Here is a 22,940-nt window from a genome sequence, read left to right as displayed (position 1 = left end):
GCTAGTTTCCGGTTGAAACTAACCCTGTGCCGCGCTGAGCGTGGCGGCTGCAACTCCTTCGAGCCGTAGCGGGCTGCAAAGGTACGAAGCATTTTGCTGTTCGCAAGAAAAAGAAGGAAAATTTTTCTCTTTCTTTTCTGCTTACCCCCTTCCGATTGAAGCGGGCTGCAAAGGTACGAAGCGTTTTCGTTTGTGCAACTAGTAGTAGAAAATATTTTCTGTTCTCTTAGTTGCTGTCCCCCCTTCCTGCTGAAGCGGGCTGCAAAAGTAGAAAGGTTTTTTTACAATGCAAGCGCTGGCAAAAAATTTACGTTTTTCTTCATCGCACATCCTTCTTCTATTGCTAGCTGGATCTTGTTAACCAAGTCTTGTTGTTACAAGTTCACTGCTCCGCAAATTTTATAGTATGCCGTTTAGTAATTGTACACACCTATAGTTCGCACAAGGGGCTAGCCTAGTACACACTATATAGAGTATGGGTGCAAATCGACTATTACATTACTCTTGATGTACATTACTCTTGATGCCTGGGAGTGCCGAGATTTTATGGCAGCAGCGTTTCGTCTACTAATTGCTCATAGGACCTATGCAGTCCGCTCCCCGCACTGTTAGGCTGCGAAACCACTTTCAGAAAAGAACCTATCATACAACCAAGTCCCGATTGGGATTGGAAAGGATGCTGGCTAGTCTATGGAGATGATACAGCTTGCTGTCAAAACAACGGATGTGGACAGCTATTAACTGGATAGTACAGAGTATAGACTTTCTCGGTAAATGCTCGTGAAAGTGAATGAACTTATAGCAGAGTAGTATCTGTAATAAGCAGCGCCATATTGTAATGCGTAAGGAAAGCAGAACTATTACGGCGTAACTAAACTATCGAGGTTAGGGTAAATATAGGTATGAATACTACACCCACTTCTTACTGCCATGAACCAGCAGAGTTACTGTTGGATGACGATGTGCTCTTGAGCTTCGAGCTTGTTGAACAGCTTGAATGTGAGTTTCACCCAGCAACTGATGAGCAATCTGGGCGCTTAGCCGCTTAGTTGCTAACAGGCTAAGAGGATGTCACCTATTTTCCAAGCATCCTAATAACTAAAGGATAGAGCAAGCTGCTCGTTTCTTTCTAGCCTCTTGCATTCCGCTGGGCTTCTAAGTACTTCACTAGGTACTTTGTTGTTAGCACCACTCTCACATCCTACTGTCTCTACTGGGCTGCTATGAGGTAGCACTCAGATAACGCTCCATTGCTGAAATAGTAGCAACTGGCGCATTTAGATGAGGATAGTGCCCGGTAACATCCAGAACGGCGAGAGTACTTCCTAGCAGGTTCTTGTGTAGATATTCGCCTACTGCCGTGGGAGCAATTGAGTCCTGCGCGCACTGTACAATGAGAGTAGGCACCTTCAAATTCTGCAGATCATCTCGATAATCGGAGAAGAAGGTAGCACGGGCAAATTGGCGAGCAATTGCCGGATCCAACTGAGAGAAGCTGGCTAGGACTTCATCAACCAACTCAGTCCGCATCTCTCCTCCTACTAAGGTCGGCACAACTGCACGCGACCAAGCGAGGTAATCACGATCAAGAAAACCGACGAGTTCTTCTAAATCTGCTAACTCAAAGCCCCCTATATAGTCTCCATCATTCATATAACATGGGGAGGCGGCCAATAGAACAAGGCGGTCAAATAACTCTGGCTCCCGAATAGCGGCCAGAACGCCAATAATTCCACTTACGGAATGACCGACGTACACAACTTTTGACACATCCAGTGCGTGCAGTAAGGTTAGCAAGTCTGTTACGTAGCCATCTAGCGTACGGTAGCGCGTGAAGTCATACGCTGTCCTGTCTGACTGGCCGGCGCCCATCAGATCGAAAAGAACTACCTTATGTTTTGCCGCGAAGGCGGGAGCTACATAATGCCATATGTGCTGGTCGGTCCCAAATCCATGAGAGAATATGATAGGCTGCGTACCAGAGCCATAAGTGGAAACATTGTGGCGGCTAAGGATATCCATTAAGATAGAGAACTAGGGAAGGCAGTTACCCAGTAAGTGTAAGAAATGAACTGCCTTTGGGGGGAGGTGGGGAATAAAACTGCTGAGATTTTGAATCTGTAGCAAGCTGTTCTCAACATAGCATACCCTTCCCATTATGAGGCAACTCGGCAACTACTGTATTATCCAAATAATACAGAATAACAAGTAGCTATATCGGCCTTCGCAGGCCTATAAAACGGAATATTTTTGATATAGTGCAATTATCTCCAATGGGGCTGTACTATCACTTCCCATATTGGTTTTACCGCTATACGGAGTAACAGCCTTGCTTCTTGTTCCTAATTAGAGCAAAGTGCTCCGTTTACCTAATAGGACAGCTAGCCACACTTACAGAAGAGGCCTCCGGTGCTGCATTTGCTCTAGTGTTGATGAACATGAGTTGCTTGGGCTATACTTCCCACTGATGTCACCTGGCTACTTGAACCTACAACTAGCTGATGTCTCTGGGCTGATGCCAAGTGCACTGGTTTGCATCTACCTACTAGCGTAGTGCCTGAGAATAAAGCAACATCCTGCACTGTCGAGCGTCTTTTGCCGTATAGCCGCTCGTACTCCCACCCCTTCACATTTTTAATGGATCCGCTTCGCTATTTGGGGCCCACTACGGTTCAATGGCAGCATGGCCAGCGCTACGCTGTATCAATTATTTTTTCTCGCAGTCAATACTGCATCTACTTCGCCAATAAGCCCCAGCAGCAGTACCAAACACTTCAAGAATTACTGTCTTGCTGGGAAATCAGGGGTTTCGCCTCCAAAAACCGACGCTAAGTTCACTTCCTTCGGTGAGCTACACCGAAGGAATAGGAATTCGTTAACGCAGTTATACTCTTTTATAGTGCCATAGCAGGCAAGAAGCGCTCCATAGCCGTGAGTGTTTCCACGGGCGCGCTGAGGTGAGGGCAATGCCCAGTAGCTCGTAAGGTTACGAGTGTAGCGTCGGGTAGGTGGTGAAGTAGATAGTCTCCCACCTCCCGGGGAGCTACTACATCTTCAGAGCATTGTAATACCACGGTCGGCACAGATACTTGGCTTACCTGCGGCCGGTAATCAGACAGGAAAGATACGCGTGCAAACTGCTTGGCAATAGTAGTGTCCATGCTGCAGAAATAGCCGGCTAGGTCCTCCCCAATGGAAGGCGGGTTGCTAGGCCCCATGAGGAGATTAGCAAACATATTTGCCCAACTGTTGTAATCAGCGTCCATTAAAGTAAGTAGCTGATTTACGTCGTCCCGCTCGAATCCGCCCAAGTATCCGGCATCATTGATAAAGCAAGGAGAGGGAGACAGCATCATTACCTGCCTGAAATACGTGGGCGCTTGAATGGCCGCTAGCATTGCAATAGTAGCGCCAATAGAATGACCGATTACGACCACATCGTGCAAATCGAGAGCAGCACAAATCTCCACTACATCTTGAGCGTATCCTTCTAGAGAAGCATATTTGGTGGGATTATAGGCACTCAGATCTGACCCACCCGCCCCTACGTGGTCAAATAGGATGAGCTGGTAGTGAGCAGCCAGGGCAGGTGTAAGGTATTGCCAGATGTGTTGGGTGCAACCAAAACCATGACAAAACAGCAAGGTGGGCTTGTTATCACCAATTATGCGAATGTGGTTGCGTTGGATTACTGCTTGCGAAGTAGAGAGCTGATGCATAGCAGAAGGCTATGATAACAAAATGTGGTACGCAAAAGGCTGATAACTACAAGTGCTACCGCTAAGCGAAATAGTGCAAACTGTAGTATCTAAAAGACAAAAGTAACACGTTATTTTTCTTCTTTGTTAAGTCCAACACACTTGCAACAGTACAAGCACAACACTACTCGGCAACTACTTGGGTTATTATTTGATTAATTATCTAATTATCAATGATTTATTTAACCGTTCTATTACGTGATAAAAACGACACCTTTCCTCATAGAATTACCCACCGAGAATGAAAGATGAGGGTGTCTTGGCTTCTTAGTAGCAGAAAGTCAGTTCCTCTAGTGGCTGCCGAAACCTGTACGCCCTTGTCTACGTCTGTAGCGAGGTGAAAACGCCCAAGAAAGCCCTTGTAGCGGAGCTAACTACTGCCTTAGCTCCCATTCTCTCCCCTACTGCCGCACCGGCGGCGCTACCTAAAAGTGTAACAAGTGCTATTGACGAGCTTGCGGAAAGTATCCTGCGCTGGCGCGCTCGGGAGGCTCGGCCCACCCGTACTGGTTCCTCCCTACGACCCGCAAGTTCTGAGTCTGATGCGCTGGCCCGCTTGATGGACACGCATTTGCACGAGGAAGAAGGGTCAGAGGAACCGGTTGCTACCTTACCCGTTACTCCTACGCCTCGCCAAGCCCCTGCCGCACCTGTTGCGTCTACATCCCCTACCTCGCCCACACCAGCCCGTAAGCGGCGGCCTCGACTAGGGTCGGCTTCGTAGCTCGCTATTGTAATTAGGTGCACAAACTATCGGGCCGTAGTGGTTGGAAGAGTGTCTTACTCTTCCAACCACTACGGCCCGATAGTTACATACTCATTGTCTTACTAGGCAACAACAAACCGTTTTTAAGCTCGGTGAGAGTATATTACCTATTTGGGGATGCCCCGACGAATCCGCTGCTTACGTGTTTCTTCTTGCTGCCGAATGTGTGCTGGCCGCACCTCAATAGTGGCACCCTCAAACAATTTATCCAGGGCGTCGTGCAAGGCCTGCTTTTGCGTGTACTCGTACTGACCTGCTACGCGCTTGGTGTGGACGTAGTCCTTGAGGCGGTCAAGGTATTGTTGCCCAATAATGAACGTCTGACGAACATCGGACTCAACATCAGTAACAATAGTATCATTAGTAACACTAGTATCATCGGTAATACTGCTGACAGAAGTATTCTTGGTCTTACCTAAATCATCGGCGCTGCTGAATTTCTGCTCAGTGGTAGGATGCTGAGGAATTGCGGTAGGAACTGGACGCTCGTCCTGTTCTTCCAAGAAGTCCAGAATGTCTTTTTCTGACGTTCGTTTTTGCCCGTCTGGCTTAGCGGCAAGTTGCTTGAATGATTTGGCCATAATGCTGCGAGTTAGCGGGTAAGAATTTCCTGCACTAAGTGCTCATAATCGGCAGCGCCGGCACTATTGGGGGCATACCGAAAGATATCTTGGCTCAGATGAGGAGCTTCGCCCAAGGTGATAGTTTCGCGAATAGTGTGCTTGAGCACTAGGTCCGGGTATTTGTCGCGGATTATCTCGGCTGTTTCACGGCGCAATACCTTGCGCGGGTCAAAGCGAGTAAAGAAGATTCCACCTACCGTTAAGGCCGGATTTAAACGGCGCTTTACGCGGGTCACCATTTCCAGTACTTTCTCAAGTCCATCAGTTGCGTACATCTGCGCCTCCAGCGGAATGTAGAGGGTATCGGCGCAGGCATACGCGTTGAGGGTAATAAGACCCAGGGCGGGAGGGCAATCTAACAAGATGAAGTCGCACTTCTCCTGTAGGGGTTCTAGCAAGTCCTTCAGCAAAAACTCCCGGTCTACCTCGTCGCCCTTGACTTTCTCGAAACTAGATAATGCCGGAGCACCAGCAACCAGCCCCAGGTTTTCCTGTACTGGATAAGCCTTGATGGGGTACTCTTGAAGCAAGGCACCGTAAACGTTGAACTCGGCCCCAATTAGGCCTAAGCCATGCGTCAAATTGACCTGAGGATCTAGGTCCACTAGGAGCACTTTGTAGCCAGCACGCGCTAGCCCGGCACCGATGTTTGCCGTGGAAGTGGTCTTGCCTACTCCCCCTTTCTGGTTGGTGAAAGCGATGATCTTGCTCATACTGCAATACTACATAATCGTTATGTTATTTATGTTATAGAATCAAACTCCTGTTACCAGTGTTTTTTATGTTATTAGTGTTACTACTCTAATTTAAAAGGGTATTTTGTTGTGCAATTCGTTTATGATGAAGCTGTTATATGAATAAATTGTGTTACTAGTGTTACTAAAGACAAGAATTGTTGGCACTCTGTTATTAGTGTTACTACATAACACCTGAAATACTCTAACAACTTCCGTGCGTTTTTAGAATACAATAACAGCCTAGTTAGATAACTCTACTGCCATGCAGAGTATAACCATCTTGCACTACTCGTGCTTGCTTTAGCAACGTCCAAGCGTGCGTGATTCCGCTATACTCATGACTTCAAGTCAACCCTTAGACTTAAGAGGATATTTAGCTGATCATATCGAAATGATCGAGACATACCTCCTACTATGAACACCTCATTACGGTGGTGATGTAACACTCTTGACAGGACCTAAAGTGCATAACTCATACCCTAGTAGTAACACTAATAATATAGGTAACACCAGTATCATATACCCTATCTGACACAGCAGTTCTTGGGATGAGTAAAGCACTAAGACGTGCATTACTCACCTCCACTTACCAAGACGAACCCAATCAGTAGCTGAACATTATTTACATGCAACTTTGTGTCATAAATGTAAAAGCTTCTACATTTGTTCTTCCTGGCAAATAGTTAAGTGACGAGTAGAAAGCGGAAATATATTGCGTGGTGGCTCCTGCTACTATTCACCCGGTTACTTATACCCGAGGCTACTTTGTTGCGTCTGCATGCTCACCAGCATACCGAAACTGACGTTGTTTTCCAAGTAAAGCCACGGGAGGTTGCCAAGCTCCTTCTGTCTTCCCAACACCAGCACTGCCACGTTGAACAGTTCTACAATGTGGCGTTTCAGCCGGGTGCCGAGGTAACCGTCAATACGCCGGTGCGGGTTCTGGTATATGCTTCTTACCGGGTGCGGGCAACGGTCGCTCGCACAGCTCACCTGCTAGATGGCGCCTCCTTAAGGGGCCCTCCTTATAACGCCTAACGAACGGCAGCGGGCCGAGGGTAGGGGAGAAGTAAGTGCAGCGCGAGGTTACACGAACCCAGCAGAGTTGGGACACCCAGTGCCCGCAGGAAAAGCCTTTCGGCTGGTAGTGGTTTAGACTACTAAACCAGTAGTTGCGCCCGTCCGGTCCGCTCAAGAATCCCATTCAAGGCCTACGCATAGGCCCATTCTTATCCGCAAAGGTCGGCTAGGCAATGCGGCTCTAAGAACTCAGTAGGTTGGGCTGCACTGGCTTGGTGAAGTGCCCGACCCCATCTCATCATGCTTCATTTTTCTGCTTTGCTGCGGGCCTATATGGCCGGTGGTAGGGTAGCCCATTTCCGTATGGCGCGCATTTTTCTACTCTTACTTTTTTTGTTTCCTGGGCTGCTCTCAGCTCAAAGCACTAGTCACATTGATGGCCACATTACCAGCTCCAAGGGCGAAGGGCTGGAAGGCATTTCGGTGGTGGAACAAACCGGGCGCTTTGCCGCGCTAACCAGTGCTGACGGGCATTTCTCGCTGGACCTGCCTTTCGGCGAGTACACCCTTATCACGCGCAGCCTTAGCCACCAAGAAGCCCGGCGGACCGTGGTACTCAGTGCCAGCACGCCTACCCTAACGGTAGATTTCGTTCTGCAGCCTACTACCACTTCCCTGCAAGAAGTAGAAGTATTGGGCCGCAAGGAAACTACTTACAAGAGCGACTACAGCTTTGTGGGTACCAAAACGGCCACTCGCCCCATCGACGTGCCGCAGTCTATTTCCACGGTAACCAAGGAACTGATAGAGGACCGGCAAGCCCTGCGCCTCACGGAAGTGGTAAAGAACGTGGCGGGCGTTACGCAGTACTCGCACTACGACGACCTCACAATTCGGGGCTTCCGCAACGGCTACGAAAGTGGCTTTCGCCTATTAAATGGCTTGCGCTCCGGCTTCAGCTACGGCAACTCGTTTACCCAAGCTCCTCTAACAGTGAACCTGGAGCGTGTGGAGGTGCTGAAAGGTCCCGGCGCGGCCTTGTATGGCGATATCAACCCCGGTGGCACGGTGAATATGGTAACCAAAAAGCCCCTGGATGTGGCGCATCAGGCCCTGACGTTTTCAACGGGTAGCTTCAATACCATGCGCGCCACCGCCGACCTGACGGGGCCGCTTAATGAGCAGAAGAATGTACTGTACCGTTTCAACGCGGGCTTCGAGAAGTCGAATACCTTCCGCAACGTGAACGACACCCGCTCCGTGATGGTGGCGCCCACCGTCACCTTCTTGCCTACCGATAAGACGATCATCAATGCCGAGCTGGTGTACACCCATATCGACGGCTACCTGGACCGCGGCTTACCCATTCAGGGTGGCAACTTGTACGCCCTGCCTCGCTCGTTTACCCTGAGCCAGCCCAGCGACTATTTCCGCACGAGCACCTACTACCTCAACGCCTCACTCAATCACAAATTCACCGAGTGGCTGTCGTTCAATGCGTCCTACCTCGACTTCACCTACAACGAAAACCTGAGTGAGCACCGCACCCTGAACACCTACGCCGACGCGCCGGCCAACACGGTGATGAACCTGCGCTACTTCGACCGCCGGGCCGAGGAATACACCAAGAACCTGGCCTCCTATTTCGTGTTGAACGTGGCTACCGGCCCGGTGCAGCACAAAGTGGTGGCGGGCGTGGACTACATCCGCTTCACCACGGATCCGCAGAGTACCATGTTTGAGGCCCGGAGCAAGCTGGTGAATGGCGTGACCACTCCGTTAACCTTCGACCTGAAAAAGCCGCTCTACGAAATTCAGGACCCTACCAAGTACATCCGCCGCCCGCTGCCGCAGTTCTTCGTCGATTACATCAACTCGGTGTACCACACCACTGGCCTTTACGTGCAGGACCAGCTAGTCGTGACGCCGCGCCTGAATGTGCTGCTCGGAGCCCGCTACGAGCTATTCGCCGATGAACGGGACTATGGCAACGGGTCGGAGACTATTCCGCAGCGCCGGGTGCTACCTCGCGCTGGCCTCACCTACGCCCTGCGCGACAACTTGAACTATTTCGCCTCCTACAGCGCCGGTTTCCGACCGCTCAAGCCGGAGTTTCTGCGCTTTCCAGAGCGCTACGGCCGCAGCACGCCCTTTGATACCGAAACCAGCTACCAACTAGAAACCGGCCTGAAAGGCGAGTTCTTCAATAAAGGCCTGCTGGCTACCGCGGCCGTGTACCAGATTGTGAAGTACAACCAGTTGGTACCCACCAATGCGCTGATGCCCGATGGCACAACGATATACCGCCAGAACGACTTGGTCCGCTCACGCGGAGCGGAACTGGAGCTGGTGGGCAACCTGCTCCCAAATCTGAATCTGAACGCCAATTACGCCTTCAATAGCTCTGAGGTGCTGGATGCAGCCCTACCAGTAGAGGAAGGCCAACCCCTAGCCAACGCCCCCCGCCACTCGGCCGGCCTCTGGACCAAGTACACCTTTGTGACACCAACCCTGCGCGGATTGGGCGTGGCCGTAGGTGGCAACACCATTGGCCGCCGCCGCACCGAGAACCAGGTACAGAATACTACCACGGGGGAGCTGTACTGGGCCTACTGGCCTTCCTACACGGTACTGGACGCGGCCTTGTTCTACACCACGGGCAAGTTCAACTTCCACTTCAACGTAAATAACCTGCTCGACAAGTACTACTTCGTCGGCGGTTACGACTTCTTCCGCACCAGCCCTGGCGCTCCTCGCAACTTCATGGCAACGGTGGGCTACACCTTTTAGCGCGCAGGACCTTACCCAAGATGCACCGGGCCACGCGCAGGTGGAGCGTGCGGCCCTTGCTATTCGTCAGTAGGCAAAGTAGGAGCGCTACCGCGACTACGCTCCGCCTTGACGCTCTTTAAACTCACTCGTACTATGACTTACATTCTCGAAGCCAAGGAATTGCGCAAGCAGTACGCCGATAAGTTGGCCTTGCGCGGGCTAAACCTGCAGATTGCCCCGGGCGAAGTATTTTGCCTGCTGGGCCAGAATGGAGCGGGTAAATCCACGACCATTAACCTCTTCCTAGGCTTTGTGCAGCCCACTGCGGGCGCCGCTTTCGTCAATGGGCTGGAAGTAGCAACCAACCCGATCAAGATCAAGGAATACCTGGCCTACATTCCCGAGCAGGTAATGCTTTACCCGCACCTCACGGGCCTAGAAAACCTGGCGTTATTTAGCAGCCTGGCGGGCTATAAGTACCCGCAGTGGGAGCTTGTTCAATACCTCACCGATGCTGGCCTACCGGCGGAAGCAGTGCAACGGCGGGTGGGCACCTACTCCAAGGGCATGCGCCAGAAGGTAGGCATTGCCATTGCGGTGGCCAAGCACGCGAAGGTGCTGCTGCTCGATGAGCCTACCTCTGGCCTCGACCCCAAAGCCTCCAACGAGTTTTCGGAGTTGCTTCGCCGGCTCAGCGGACAGGGCACGGCCGTGCTTATGGCCACCCACGATATTTTCCGGGCCAAGGAAGTAGGCACGCGGGTGGGCATTATGCGGGAAGGTGAGCTGGTAGATGTGCGCCCGACCGCCACTTTAAACGCCCAGGAGTTGGAGCAGCTCTACCTCACCTTCATGAACTAGCCCCGCCGATGATGCATAGTATTGCCCAAAAAGAATTTATCAGCACCCTGCGGGACCGGCGGTTTGGGGTGCTGAGTGCCCTAGTGCTGGCCTTGCTGCTGGCAGCCACGCTGGTAGGCCGTGCCTCGTACCGTACGCTGCAACAAGAGCGCCAGCTGGCCCAAGCCACCGTCAACGAGCAGTTTCGCAACCAGCCTGCCCGGCACCCGCACCGGGTAGCTCACTACGGCTCTTTTGCGTTCCGACCTAAGTCGGGCTTGAGCTTGCTGGACGCTGGCGTCGACTCGTTTACGGGCAGCGCCGTATTTCTGGAAGCCCACCAGCAGAACAGTGTCAACTTCAGCCCAGCCCAGCAGTCGGGCTCTCTGATTCGATTTGGCGAAATGACCGTGGCCTTCGTACTCCAACTGCTGGTGCCGCTGCTCATCATTTTTCTGTGCTTTGGAGCTTTCACCCAGGAGCGGGAAACCGGCACGCTGAAACTACTGCTCAGCCAGGGCGTAACGATACGGCAAGTAGCTTGGGGCAAGATACTAGGATACAGCCAAGCCGTGGCGTTGGTTGTGGCACCGGCCTTGGCCTTGGCGGCGGTGCTGTTGTTTACGGGGGAAGAGTTTGCGTCCGGCGTTGATCTGGCGGCGCGCCTCACCTTGTTTGTCGTCAGCTATGCGGTGTATTTCTTTCTGTTCGTGGTGGGAGCCGTGGTGGTATCGGCTGGGCAGAGCAGCTCCCGCGCGGCGCTGGTTACGTTGCTAGGTTTCTGGATTCTGAGTGGCATCATCCTGCCCAAAGCCACCGCCAACTTGGGTGCTTCGCTGTACCCTACTACCACCAAGGCACAAATGGACGCCGAAGTGCACGAGCAGGCCCAGCATGGGCTCAACGGTCACGACCCGCAGGACAAGCGGGCCGCTGCCTTGAAAGCCGACCTGTTGAAAAAATACGGGGTCGATTCCGAAGACAAGCTACCGGTGAGCGTAGCCGGGCTGCAAATGGCCGCCGGAGAGGAATACTCTACCCGGGTGTATCAGCAGCACTTTGCCGCTCTGAACGCCACTTACCAACGCCAAAACCGCCTTTCCGATTGGGCTGGCCTGCTAAACCCCTACCAAGCTATTCGGCCTTTGTCGATGGGGCTGGCTGGCTCCGATTTCGCCCACTACGTGCACTTTCAGCAAGCAGCAGAATCCTACCGCTACGACTTGGTACAACGCCTGAACGGCCTGCAAGCCAGCATGGGCTACGGCGACAAGGAACGCCGGCTAGATGCCAGCACGTGGCGCGCGGTACCGGTCTTCATGTACCAGGCCCCCACGCTAGGGTGGGCCTGGCCGCACTTGTTTTTGCCCATGGCGGCCTTGCTGCTCTGGGCAGGCCTGCTGAGCTGGATAGGCCTACGGCTGATTGCTACCACTCCCGTTGCTTAATCTCATGCACCTATTCCGAATTCTGTTTTTCTACGAATGGCGGCATTTCCGGGCCGCTCGGGGGCTTGTACTGTTGTGCTGCCTGCTGCTGGCTACTGGCCTATACGGCATCTACTACGGCACCACGGAAATTGAACGCCAGCGCCAGCACTTGGCCAATCTGCCGGAGCTTACCCGCCGCAACGTGGACGAGCTTAAAGTGAAGTTTCCTGGCCCCGCCGATGCCGGCGACATTGGGTACTACCATTCTACCTTCGCCATGCACCACCCCGACCGGTGGGCCGCCCTTTCCCTGGGGCTGCGTGATGTGAATCCCTCGTACGTGAAGCTGCGCCTGCTAGGCCTCCAAAACCAGCTATATGCCACCGACAACACCAATCCCATGAAGGTGCTCAGCGGCAATTTCGACCTGGCTTTTGTGCTGGTATACCTATTGCCGCTGCTCATTATTGCCTTGTGCTTCAATTTGCTTTCTAGTGAGCGGGAAGAAGGCATTTTGGTAGTGCTGCTGGCCCAGCCGGTGCGCCCGGCGGTGGTAGTAGGGGCCAAGCTCGCGTTCCGCTTAGTGGTAGTGCTAGGGCTGGCGGGCTTGCTTTCGGTAGTCGGAATGCTGTGGGCTCAGGTGCCGCTGGATGGTCGGGTGATTATGTGGCTGAGCCTGACGGTGCTCTACTGCCTGTTCTGGTTTGGGGTGAGCCTAGTCGTGACGGCCTTGCAGCGTCCCTCAGCCGTGAATGCCGTAGCCTTGCTGGGGGTATGGCTCTTATTGGTGGTACTGGTCCCAAGCTTACTGAATTTGAGTGTAGCTACTGCCCGCCCCGTGCCCCAGGGCATTGCCCTCACTATCAAGCAGCGCGAAGAAATTCACGGCGGCTGGGACCGACCCAAAACCGAAACCATGAACCGCTTCTTCGCCCTCTACCCGCAGTGGCGCGATACGGCCACTATCCGGGAGCGGTTTGTGTGGCGCTGGTACTATGCCTTTCAGCACCTCGGCGACCTAGCCGTGGCGCCCCAGGCTGCCGCCTACGCCCACGGCCTCCAACAGCGCTACGACCTGGTAGAGCAATTAAATCTGCTCTCGCCGGCTATCAATGCCCAAACTAGCTTCAACGCCCTGGCCGGTACCGACCTGCCTACCCACCTACAATTCCAGCGCAGCGCTACCCGCTTCCACGACTCATTGCGGGCGTTTTACTACCCCTTCCTGTTTGGGAAAGTCGAATTCACGCACGCCGACTATGCCCGGGAGCCTACTCATTCCTTCACCAGCCAACCGGAGCTACCAACCCTCTACCGGGGGCTAGTGAAGCTGTTGTTGAGCGTAGCGGCTGTCTATGGACTGGGGGCCGTACTCTGGCGGGTGCGCCCCATTATCCCTCGCTAAGCCCAGCTTACCGCTTTGTTTGACTGTCATTTCCTGCTTATGCCGCTTCGTTTTTTCTTCCTGCTTTCGGCGCTGTTTTTCTTTACCCAAGTACTTGCAGTAGCACTTCCAAAGCCCTTTTTGTTTAACGGACAATCAGTAGCACCCGGGCGTAAGGTGGCTACGCTGCTTTACGTAACGGCGGGTCAAGATACCGCCGTAGTACCCGTAACGGTCTTTCATGGCCGCCGGCCGGGCCCGGTATTGGGCATCATTGCTGGGGTGCACGGCTACGAATACCCGCCTATTCTGGCGGCGCAGCAGCTAGCTCAAGAACTCGACCCTGCTCAACTGCGTGGCACGGTCATTTTGGTGCATCTAGCCAACGTATCTGGTTTCCTAGGGCGGCGCATTCAGGTAAACCCTCAGGACGAGAAGAACCTTAACCGCGTGTTTCCTGGTAAAGCGGACGGAACCATCACCGAGCGCCTGGCGTGGCGGCTGGGCAACGACGTTATGGCGCGTTGTACCCACGTCATTGATGTGCACGCCGGCGACGCCCTCGATGACTTGCGTCCCTATGCCGGCTACTACAACTACTTCGACACTCCGGCGCTATCCGAAACCGGGCGGCAAATGGCTACAGCGTTGGGGTTTCCCTACGTGGTGCAGTTCGGTAATGAAGCCAGCTTACAAGACCAAGCTGCCGTGTACTGCTCCCGCGAAGCCATCAAGCGCGGCATCCCCGCCGTTGATATTGAATGCGGCCGCTTCGGCTTGCCCGAGGTAGATGCCGTAGCGCAAATCAAACAGGCGCTCTATCGTCTGCTTGGTCATTTGGACATAATCGGCGACAAACCGCTTGCGACCACTCCGCTGCTAATCGCGCAGCGAACTACCGTCACTAGCTCTCACACGGGCTTTTTCTACCCGCAGGTAAAAGCCTGAGAGCTAATTCACAAGGGCCGCAAGCTAGGCTACCTCACCGACCTGTTCGGAACCCCGGTTGCCGATGTAGTAGCCCCCGTTGATGGGGTAGTGCTTTACATGACAGCTACCCCACCCATCAGCAAGGGAGAAAGCTTGCTAAATATTGGGCATGTGCCACTAACTACCCGCCTGTAGCCTCCAGGGCCGTAGTTACCCTAATCATGCCTTGTACCCCCCTAAAAAGGGCTAGAAAGCTGCTTGTACTTCTGTCCTCCTCTGATATTGGGCGTACGAGCAGCCTTCTAGCCCTTTTTTAATAGGGTATAGTTCGTAGGTGTGCTTCCAAAGTATGCTCGGCGCCTAAGTGCTAGGGTAGGAGAGAGGCTAGGCTTCTTTAATCAGCCACTCAATACCCTGGGCATCCTTCTCCTGGCGAAACCCTTGCGACAAGTACACCAACTCCAAATTCTCCTCGAAAGTGGTGCCCTTAGCCGTTTTCTTGTGCTGCATCACCTCAAAGGCTTCCCGAGCTTCCTGGAGCCGGATGCGAATGAGCTGGTGGGAAGACGAGGCCGGCTTGCGGCCGGACGTCTTTTGCCGCTGCTGAACCATTTTGTGGTAGTCTTCCACCAAATGCCCTTTGGTAATAGACGTGAACACAGCCCCGGCTAAGCTCTTAATCTTTCCCTGGCTACTCTTGCTGCGTTGCTGGTGCACCACGTACTGCACGTAGCCTGGCTCTATGTCGCCTTTGTCGATAAGTTCTCCAACGGCTGCAATACTACTGGCCGATACGCCTACTTCCAGCAATACCTTTTGCCATTCGGTGGTGGCCGGTAGGGAAGGGAGCAGCACTTCATTGGTCACGGGCTCGAAGCGGAAGCGAATTTCCTCCACACTGTTGCTTTTTCCCCGAATCAGGTCGTACTGGAAGGCTAGGTTCGTTTGAGCCAATTCTTGCTGAGCCCGGTCGAGGACCCGCAGCTTAAACAGCGGAAACTGCTTGTATTGGCCCTCCAGGTCGAGTACCCTCTTTAACTCATCCACGCGGATTGTGCGCGTACCAAAGCTTCCGTACTGCTTCAACAGCCAATAAATGCGGTAGGAGTGGGCACTCTTCAGCTTCAACAACTGCATGAGCTGGGCCTGGGTAAAGTTTCCCTCGTTGAGCTGGAGCAGGTGCTCCCGAACCCGATCATTAAACCGCACCACCAGGGCGCGCTCCTCGCTATTGTAGTCGGCGTAGGCCATCAGGGGGGTATTGGAGAAGCTGGGTGCCTCTTCAATACCCTGACCTGCTCGTTTCGACTTCTTCTTGCTAGGGCGCTCAATGTACAGCACGCGGGAAGCCAGTAAGGCACACATATCCTTTAGCTGCTGGTAGTCGTTGCTGCTAGGGCGACGCCCGGAAACGGCTACTACTTCCGTCACGGGAATATGGAGTTCATGAAATTCCGTGTCTTCCCGCTCAATGCGGGATAGCATGGCCATGAACAAACGCATTTCCAAAGTGGTGAGGGCAAACCGCGCGTTGACTAAGTCGTTACGCTGGACAACCAATTTGCTGTCGGGCTCGGGTTTCTCATGAGCAAAAAGATCTCCCTGCATGGCAACTGGTAAAGCGGTTCAGACAGGAAAGGTATTACAAAAAAATAAGTTGTAATAGGCATTCGTGCTTTTTGTAATAGGGTAGCCCGCATATTTCGTGCTTTTTGTAATAGGCAATTCGTGCTTTTTGTAATAACCTTTCGTGCTTTTTGTAATAGGCAATTCGTGCTTTTTGTAATAGAGTTTGCTTGCAACCATATGTTATTCAAATAGTTATGGACCCTATAATATTAGGTAATATTATAAATAAGGAAAACTACCGTTTAAAAGGGGTGGTCTTTTTTTGAGTGTTTAGGGCTAAAAATGGCGGATAGCATCGAGTTTAGATGCTGAGCTAGCGTAAGGTTGGTTAATTGGGCGGCGGCGCGGAAATTCGTGCTTTTTGTAATAGGGTTAAGAGAATAATAAATGGTTAAATCATTGCTTTACAGCAGATTGTGTGTAATATATATTTACTATTGAATACACGATATAACGGTTTGCCCTATTACAAAAAGCACGAAAGCAAGTGTACTATCTTACCTCGCTAGGCAGCCTATTACAAAAAGCACGAAAACAGTCATGCAGTTAAGCAATTAGCATGGAAGGGAGCCTAGTTGAATTCGTGCTTTTTGTAATAGGTACACGTCTTGCGAGCTGCTGTTAAATTCTAAGCGGTGCCAATGAGCGTATAGAACTTTTCCAGTAAGATGAAGTCTGCTTTAGATAAGTAGCATAGATGCAAAAACTAACAGTATATGATTATAGAACGGTTTGTACTAGGGAAAAAAGGCTGGTATTTTGCCTCAACTAGAAGGTAAATAATAGTAAAAAATTTATACCAGTTTTAGTACTATTATTTACCTTGAAGTTAGTAGAAATTGGCGTCTACCCCCTTGTAGATCAGAGGATAGCATGATGACCATTAGGAGCACGGAGCTAGCATAAAGTCATAGTTTTATAGGTAGAATGCTTCTCCCTTTAAGCTGGAAAACCGTTAGGAACATCACAACCCTAAGCAAGCCACTATTGGCCTGTTAAGTGCTGCTGTTTTTCTTTCATCCTCTTGCTCACAGCCACTCCACAATGGACGTATTCAAAACCAAAGCCTACGGTGCTACCAACTCTATTTTCAATGGTTTATCGGAAATGGAAATTGAGCGGCATGCTCCTAAAGCCGACGAAGTTCATATCGATATTTTGTACTGCGGAGTATGCCACTCCGATTTACATCAGGTGAAAAATGACTGGCACAATACCATTTACCCATGCGTACCCGGCCACGAAATCATCGGACGAGTTATTGAGGTAGGCAGTAGTGTGTCTAAGTTTCAGGTGGGCGACGTGGTAGGAGTAGGATGTATGATAGATTCTTGCGGCACTTGCCCAGCTTGCCAGGAGCAAGAAGAGAACTACTGCGAGGGTCCCGTTAGCTGGACGGCTACTTACAACGGCTACATGAAACCTCAAAACAAGGACTTCAACACCTTTGGTGGCTACTCCACCAACATTGTGGTGAAGGAGTCATTTGTGCTGCGCATTCCAGAGGCACTAGACATAAAAGCGGCGGCTCCCATTCTCTGCGCTGGCATCACTACCTACTCGCCGCTGAAATACTGGCAGGTAGGGCCCGGTCAGAGCGTGGCAGTAGTAGGGCTCGGTGGGCTGGGCCACATGGCAGTGCAGTTGGCGCGGGCCCTGGGAGCTACCGTCACGGCCATTACCACGACTAAGGAGAAACAGGCTGCTGCCGAGAAGCTGGGAGCCCACGAGGTGCTACTCTCTACTGATGCGGACGCCATGAAGGCTCATGAGTTGAAGTTCGACTTCATTCTCATTACCATTCCAGATGCGTTCGATGTGAACGAGTATGTGAAGCTAGCCAAGCGCAACGGCGTAATTACCACGGTGGGCTTGATAGGACCTTATAAAGCGCCCCTCAACAACCAAGAAGTAGCCATGCACCGCCGTTCCGTGTCGGGCTCCATCATTGGTAGCATTGCCGAAACTCAGGAGGTACTTGAGTTCTGCGCCCAGCATCAGATACTGCCCGAGGTGGAGATGATCAATATTCAGGACATCAACAAAGCCTACGACAAGATGCAGGACGAGGAAGTGCGCTTCCGCTATGTCATTGATATGGAATCACTCAAACAGGAAGCGTAGTGCATGGTCACGGCGCAAGCTTCAGCCGCTAACTGCTGGCAGTATACTTCCCAACCAAAAAGCCCATCCGAGACTCGGATGGGCTTTTTGGTTATGGAAATCCGTTGGCTTACTTGCTCAACTTGGCTTTTAGGTTCTCGTCGAGGGCTTCGAGGAATTCCTCCGTGTAGAGGTAGTCGCGGCCATGCTCCACCTTGTTGCCGTGGATGCATACAGCCAGGTCTTTAGTCATTTTGCCGCTTTCTACGGTTTCAACGCACACAGCTTCCAGTGCCTTGCAGAAGTCAATCAGCTCCTGGTTGCCGTCGAGGATACCGCGGAACTCCAGTCCGCGCGTCCAGGCGAAGATGGAAGCAATGGGGTTGGTAGAGGTAGGCTTGCCCGCTTGGTGGTCGCGGTAGTGGCGCGTCACAGTGCCGTGCGCTGCTTCCGCTTCCATCGTCTTGCCGTCGGGCGTTACCAGCGTCGAGGTCATCAGGCCCAGGGAGCCAAAGCCTTGCGCTACGGTGTCGCTCTGCACGTCGCCATCGTAGTTTTTGCAGGCCCACACGAAGTTGCCGTTCCACTTCAGGGCAGAGGCTACCATATCGTCAATCAGGCGGTGCTCGTAGGTAATGCCGGCTTCCTTGAACTTAGTCTGGTAGTCCTGCTCGTAGATTTCCTGGAAGATGTCCTTGAAACGACCATCGTACTTTTTGAGGATGGTGTTTTTGGTGGAGAGGTACAAGGGCCAGCCTTTCATCAGGGCCTGGTTGAAGCAGGCGTGGGCAAAGCCGCGGATCGACTCGTCGGTGTTATACATGGCTAGGGCCACGCCGTCGCTCTTGAAGTTGAACACTTCAAACGACTGCTCTTCGCCGCCATCCTCGGGCGTGAAAGTAATCTTGAGTTTACCCTTGCCTTTGGTTACAAAGTCTGTAGCGCGGTACTGGTCGCCGAAGGCGTGACGGCCGATGCAGATAGGAGCAGTCCAGTTTGGCACGAGGCGCGGCACGTTGCTGGTCACGATGGGCTCACGGAATACGGTGCCGTCTAGGATGTTGCGGATAGTGCCGTTGGGCGACTTCCACATCTGCTTCAGGTTGAACTCCTTTACGCGGTCTTCGTCGGGCGTAATGGTAGCACATTTGATACCTACCCCGTACTCGCGGATAGCGTTGGCCGCATCAATGGTTACCTGGTCGTTGGTTTCGTCCCGGTACTCAATGCCCAAATCGTAGTACTTGATGTCCAGTTCAAGATAAGGGGTAATGAGTTTGTCTTTGATGAACTTCCAAATGATGCGCGTCATTTCGTCGCCATCGAGTTCTACTACGGGGTTTGCTACCTTAATTTTTGTCATTACCTGTGGGGGGTCTGGTATGGGATGGTCTTTTTCGTCACTCGTGTGACCCCCAATAATACGGACTCTGGCTTGTCGAATCTAATATGCCGCTTGGTTGGCCCATGCAAAGGCCTACTAGTTCGGCCTGCCGGTCTTTGGGCAAGGCAAGCACAGGCTCGGCGGTAGGCTAGGGCGGCGTAGCTAGTAGCGCAAGCCTAGGCAAGGCTAGTGCATTTCAAATGAGCTATTTCTGCTCAATCAGTACGACTATCCGCAATGCCCTCTGCCAGCCGCCACTACGCGCGCACCTGCCCGTAGTACTAGTGGTATTCTGGGAGCGTACATTTTTCTGTGCTATGCCTGCCTCGGGCGTAGTTAGTGGGCAGGTGGGCTAACGCTACCTGCTGCTATTCGTAAAGCAGTACTGTATCCTTTCTCCTGCCTTATGAAATCTGCCTTCCTACTTGCCGCTCTTCTCGGCTGTGCAACTCTCAGCTACGCGCAAACTACTCCCAACGCAACGCCTACCGGCGCTACTACCGGCGCTAACCCCACCGTATCGGGCACCAAGAACGTAGGAGCCGACCGCGCTGACGCGCCTAAAACAACCGGCGTAGAAACCTCCACGGCCTCACCTGCTCCTAGAGGCCGTACAACGTCGTCTAGGACCAAGCGGCAGGCTCCCAAGCGCGCTACGTCAACCAAAACAACTTCGTCTAAAAGCCAGATCAACCCCTAAAAGCTAGTTGCGCAGAGTACAAGCCGCGCAAAAGGCCAAATGCTACGACGGCCCGGACTATACAGTCCGGGCCGTCGTAGCATTTGGCCTTTTGCGGCGCTGTAGAAGCACAGTGCTGACGCATTGAAAGCAGATCTAGATTATCCTTGGGTTGCTTGTTGATGAGCCTCGCGGAGCCACGCTTGGGCTTCCTCAATGGTACCAAACATGCGCATTTGCAGGCGGTTGCTAAGGCCAACGCGCATTGCTTCCGCTGAAATAGCGGCTAGCTCCTCCTGACTGATGACGTTGGCAAAGTGCGTCAGGCCTTGCGCCGTGGCGCGCGGAGCCCAATTGCTTATAATCCACTCAACGGCGTGGTCCCAGTGGCCCACTACCTGCCGGTTGTCGTTGAGTAGGTAGGCGCACTCGTGCTCACGTAGGGGGTGCAGGCAGGCATCGGCCCCACTGATAATGCCCGTATATGTCTGAGGACCAATCCAATTATTGTACACCCACGGGCCGGTGGCATCGTAGTCAATGGTTAGATAGACTTCGCCGAATCCGTTGATTAATTCTGTAGGCATGGATGGTTGCTGAGGGGGCGAGCAGGAGGCGGAAACTCCAGTAGTGCAGCTAGCTACACACCTAGAGTACGGCTAGAAATATACCTAGCCAACTGGCTTAGTACGGATTCTAGTTCTGCATGGCTAACTGTTGTGCTGAAAAGTGACAAGCCACCTTAAAGTAACCGATGGTAACACGTTTGTAATCTGCGGGTAGAGTTTATCTATGATGGGATACCTATGCGTTTCACCGCAAGGCCTTTGGACGCTAGGCGGGGCTCAATATGAGCTATGGATTTGGGCGCCGTCGTCAATACATCATCCAATTCCAGTAGGCCGATCAGGTCAGACGCTGGACAGTTCTCAATCGGGGGCGAAACCAGGCGCAGAAAACGCGAATTAAAGCCGACGAACTCGAGTCATTGCTAGTACAGAGCATACCAAAGAATATGCAGTGAGATAGTATGTATGCAAAATATAATTTTGATATTCATATATTGACTGGCAAAGTACTGCTATTGCCATGATCTATTGGCACTTACCTGTCCTGCATAGTAGTCTTCTACTGCTTCCGCGGGCCACTGCTTCTGATAAGATTACTTACTACTCATTGCTATGAAACCAATTCAAAAGGCGGCCGCAGTTGGCGTCATGTGTGCCTTCATTGGGCCCAATTTGTGCTCCATCGTTCAGGGGAAGGAGTCGTTTCCATTTACACCCGCGCCCATGTTTGCGCACTACATTGGCGACGACACGAATTTCTACGACATTGACTTTGTGGGCACAAAGGGCCAGACGGAGAAAGCACTGTACCCGGGGCTAAACAAGAACGATGCGCACGCCAGGAACTACGCCACCATGCGCTTCTTCCTCAATAAGATCTACGGGTCGGCGGAAGCCAAGTCGCCCCTGGGCTACTTTGAGCAGGACACGAAAGCGCAGTTCGAAAACCGAATGAGTACGTTCTTCACCCACTACTTTGCTACCGACCTAGCCACCGGTGCAGCACCAGTAGACACCATCCGACTAGAAATAAGCCGCTACAACCGGCGCTATAAGCTGCAAGAAAAGCATGTAGTAGGGTATTACGCAGTTCAAGCTCAAAAATTCACGCACGTATGGAAAAGCAACTAGCCTCCCGTAAGTGGACGTCAGCCTTGAACGCTTACTTCTTCGAGAAAAGCCGCTTCCAACCCCTCGGCCTGATTCGCATTGTATTGCCCATTTTGTGCGCCTACCAGGTATTTCGGGATTATGAGTGGATGCAAGGGCTAACCTTTATCAACCCGGCCCTAGACAAGCTGCACGAGCCCAGCATGCTCATCAAACTGCTGGGCCTGCCATTCCCGCTGGCCCCAGAGTACGCGCAGCCGTTTGCCGTGCTCTACTACGTGGTGGCGGGGTGCGCGGCACTAGGACTTGGTACCCGCCCGGCCTTGTTCATCTTCGGGCTGGCTACTATCTACCTTGTGGATATTGACGTTTCCCGAGGCTTTTTCAATCACGAGGCCAGCCTGATTTCGCAGGTGCTATTGGTTCTATCCGTAGCTCCGGGCTCCACCAGCTTCTCCGTTGACCGGCTACTGGGCACCCTCAGCAAGCAACCCAGCGGCCCGCAGAAGCCGTTGTGGCGGGTGCTAGCGGGGCCACCCGTGCCCGCGTGGGGCTACAAGCTCATCCTTATTCTGCTAGCCTGCACGTACTTCACAGCGGGCGTTTCCAAGGTGCGCTACGGCGGAATGGAATGGCTGGATGGTCAGACCCTAACTCATTACCTGGACGGCAGCGCTAACCCCTACACCCCCGGCAACAAGCCGATGTATATTGGCCCCCCCGATGTGCCCCAGCAGGAGAAGTGGAAGGACGGATTCGGCATCTATACTTACTCCTACGGCAACCGCCAGGGTAGCCCTTTTTGGCAGAAGGTAGGCCATTTCATTACGGCTACCCCGCTCTACATTCAGGTGTTCGCCATTGCAGCTACCTTGTTTGAGCTTTGCGCCTTCACGTTGCTGCTGAGCGGCTGGCCCCGCGTGCTGTACCTTCTCGGCGCCATTCTGATGCACAAGTCCATTGGCTTCCTAATGAACCTGCCCTTCATTGACTATCAGGCCTTGTGCTTTCTCCTTATTGACTGGCGCTGGGTGTTTGCACAGGTGCCGGCCGGAGCGAAAACCCTGGTGAAGCGCCAACTAGTGCGGGTAGTACCTGGCTTCAGGGCCGTGCCCGAGGGTGCTACTTCCGTGGCGCAGTAAGTCAGCGCGAGAAGGAATAGGAGCAGGGCAGTAAGCAGTTGACCGGCAAGATGCTTACGTTAGG

General features: G+C 52.6%; 18 protein-coding genes. 11 read left to right on the top strand and 7 right to left on the bottom strand.

Annotation, left to right across the window (positions count from 1 at the left end; genetic code table 11):
• Positions 1-1,221: 1,221 nt before the first annotated feature.
• On the bottom strand, positions 1,222-2,022 hold the full coding sequence (locus CHB83_RS20810) for an alpha/beta fold hydrolase (protein ID WP_045690575.1): 801 nt from the start codon (positions 2,020-2,022) through the stop codon (positions 1,222-1,224).
• An 872-nt stretch (positions 2,023-2,894) separates the two neighbouring features.
• Complete coding sequence (locus tag CHB83_RS20800; protein ID WP_055562898.1) at positions 2,895-3,719, bottom strand: alpha/beta fold hydrolase; 825 nt, start codon at positions 3,717-3,719, stop codon at positions 2,895-2,897.
• 376 nt (positions 3,720-4,095) lie between these two features.
• Between CHB83_RS20800 and CHB83_RS23640 the strand changes: the two genes are divergently transcribed.
• Positions 4,096-4,482: a hypothetical protein gene (locus CHB83_RS23640; RefSeq protein ID WP_143437226.1), complete on the top strand. Its 387-nt coding sequence runs from the start codon at positions 4,096-4,098 to the stop codon at positions 4,480-4,482.
• A gap of 149 nt (positions 4,483-4,631) precedes the next feature.
• On the opposite strand, the gene CHB83_RS20795 is transcribed toward CHB83_RS23640, so the two are convergent.
• Entirely contained in the window at positions 4,632-5,105 is a 474-nt protein-coding gene (locus tag CHB83_RS20795) for a hypothetical protein (RefSeq protein WP_089334095.1), read from the bottom strand.
• An 11-nt stretch (positions 5,106-5,116) separates the two neighbouring features.
• Positions 5,117-5,860, bottom strand: coding sequence for a ParA family protein (locus tag CHB83_RS20790; RefSeq protein ID WP_089334094.1), 744 nt, complete (start codon positions 5,858-5,860; stop codon positions 5,117-5,119).
• A 789-nt stretch (positions 5,861-6,649) separates the two neighbouring features.
• Here CHB83_RS20790 and CHB83_RS20785 point away from each other — a divergent pair.
• From CHB83_RS20785 to CHB83_RS20760, 6 genes are all read left to right on the top strand, one after another.
• Positions 6,650-6,922 (top strand): hypothetical protein, encoded by a 273-nt coding sequence (locus CHB83_RS20785; RefSeq protein WP_089334093.1) that lies wholly within the window; start codon positions 6,650-6,652, stop codon positions 6,920-6,922.
• Between the two features lie 282 nt (positions 6,923-7,204).
• On the top strand, positions 7,205-9,694 hold the full coding sequence (locus tag CHB83_RS20780; RefSeq protein ID WP_089334092.1) for a TonB-dependent receptor: 2,490 nt from the start codon (positions 7,205-7,207) through the stop codon (positions 9,692-9,694).
• 135 nt (positions 9,695-9,829) lie between these two features.
• A complete protein-coding gene (locus tag CHB83_RS20775; protein WP_317044811.1) occupies positions 9,830-10,537 on the top strand; it encodes an ABC transporter ATP-binding protein in 708 nt (235 codons plus the stop codon).
• 8 nt (positions 10,538-10,545) lie between these two features.
• A complete protein-coding gene (locus CHB83_RS20770) occupies positions 10,546-11,964 on the top strand; it encodes an ABC transporter permease (RefSeq protein ID WP_089334091.1) in 1,419 nt (472 codons plus the stop codon).
• A gap of 4 nt (positions 11,965-11,968) precedes the next feature.
• Positions 11,969-13,351 (top strand): ABC transporter permease, encoded by a 1,383-nt coding sequence (locus CHB83_RS20765; protein WP_089334090.1) that lies wholly within the window; start codon positions 11,969-11,971, stop codon positions 13,349-13,351.
• Between the two features lie 39 nt (positions 13,352-13,390).
• Entirely contained in the window at positions 13,391-14,278 is an 888-nt protein-coding gene (locus CHB83_RS20760; RefSeq protein ID WP_089334089.1) for a M14 family metallopeptidase, read from the top strand.
• A 366-nt stretch (positions 14,279-14,644) separates the two neighbouring features.
• On the opposite strand, the gene CHB83_RS20755 is transcribed toward CHB83_RS20760, so the two are convergent.
• Positions 14,645-15,868 carry a replication initiation protein gene (locus CHB83_RS20755; RefSeq protein ID WP_045690705.1) on the bottom strand — a complete coding sequence of 408 codons (1,224 nt, stop codon included), beginning with the start codon at positions 15,866-15,868 and terminating at the stop codon, positions 14,645-14,647.
• 1,065 nt (positions 15,869-16,933) lie between these two features.
• Here CHB83_RS20755 and CHB83_RS20745 point away from each other — a divergent pair.
• The gene (locus tag CHB83_RS20745; RefSeq protein ID WP_089334087.1) at positions 16,934-18,013 is read left to right on the top strand and encodes an NAD(P)-dependent alcohol dehydrogenase; all 1,080 of its coding nucleotides are present in this window, start codon (positions 16,934-16,936) and stop codon (positions 18,011-18,013) included.
• Between the two features lie 109 nt (positions 18,014-18,122).
• On the opposite strand, the gene CHB83_RS20740 is transcribed toward CHB83_RS20745, so the two are convergent.
• The gene (locus CHB83_RS20740) at positions 18,123-19,355 is read right to left on the bottom strand and encodes an isocitrate dehydrogenase (NADP(+)) (RefSeq protein ID WP_045690308.1); all 1,233 of its coding nucleotides are present in this window, start codon (positions 19,353-19,355) and stop codon (positions 18,123-18,125) included.
• 427 nt (positions 19,356-19,782) lie between these two features.
• On the opposite strand from CHB83_RS20740, the gene CHB83_RS20735 reads away from it, so the two are divergent.
• The gene (locus tag CHB83_RS20735; RefSeq protein WP_045690309.1) at positions 19,783-20,076 is read left to right on the top strand and encodes a hypothetical protein; all 294 of its coding nucleotides are present in this window, start codon (positions 19,783-19,785) and stop codon (positions 20,074-20,076) included.
• Between the two features lie 140 nt (positions 20,077-20,216).
• Here CHB83_RS20735 and CHB83_RS20730 read toward each other — a convergent pair whose 3' ends face one another.
• Entirely contained in the window at positions 20,217-20,642 is a 426-nt protein-coding gene (locus tag CHB83_RS20730; RefSeq protein ID WP_052695441.1) for a hypothetical protein, read from the bottom strand.
• 594 nt (positions 20,643-21,236) lie between these two features.
• On the opposite strand from CHB83_RS20730, the gene CHB83_RS20725 reads away from it, so the two are divergent.
• Together CHB83_RS20725 and CHB83_RS20720 are read left to right on the top strand one after the other, a co-directional pair.
• On the top strand, positions 21,237-21,755 hold the full coding sequence (locus tag CHB83_RS20725) for a hypothetical protein (RefSeq protein WP_045689766.1): 519 nt from the start codon (positions 21,237-21,239) through the stop codon (positions 21,753-21,755).
• Positions 21,740-22,876, top strand: a complete 1,137-nt coding sequence (locus CHB83_RS20720) for an HTTM domain-containing protein (protein WP_089334086.1) — start codon at positions 21,740-21,742, stop codon at positions 22,874-22,876. The genes CHB83_RS20725 and CHB83_RS20720 overlap by 16 nt, the downstream gene beginning before the upstream one ends.
• Positions 22,877-22,940: the final 64 nt, after the last annotated feature.

It is taken from the genome of Hymenobacter mucosus (genome assembly GCF_900188255.1).
Taxonomy (GTDB): domain Bacteria; phylum Bacteroidota; class Bacteroidia; order Cytophagales; family Hymenobacteraceae; genus Hymenobacter; species Hymenobacter mucosus.
The sequence above is the reverse complement of the archived record's forward strand: the minus strand, read 5'-3'. Positions and strand labels throughout refer to the sequence as shown.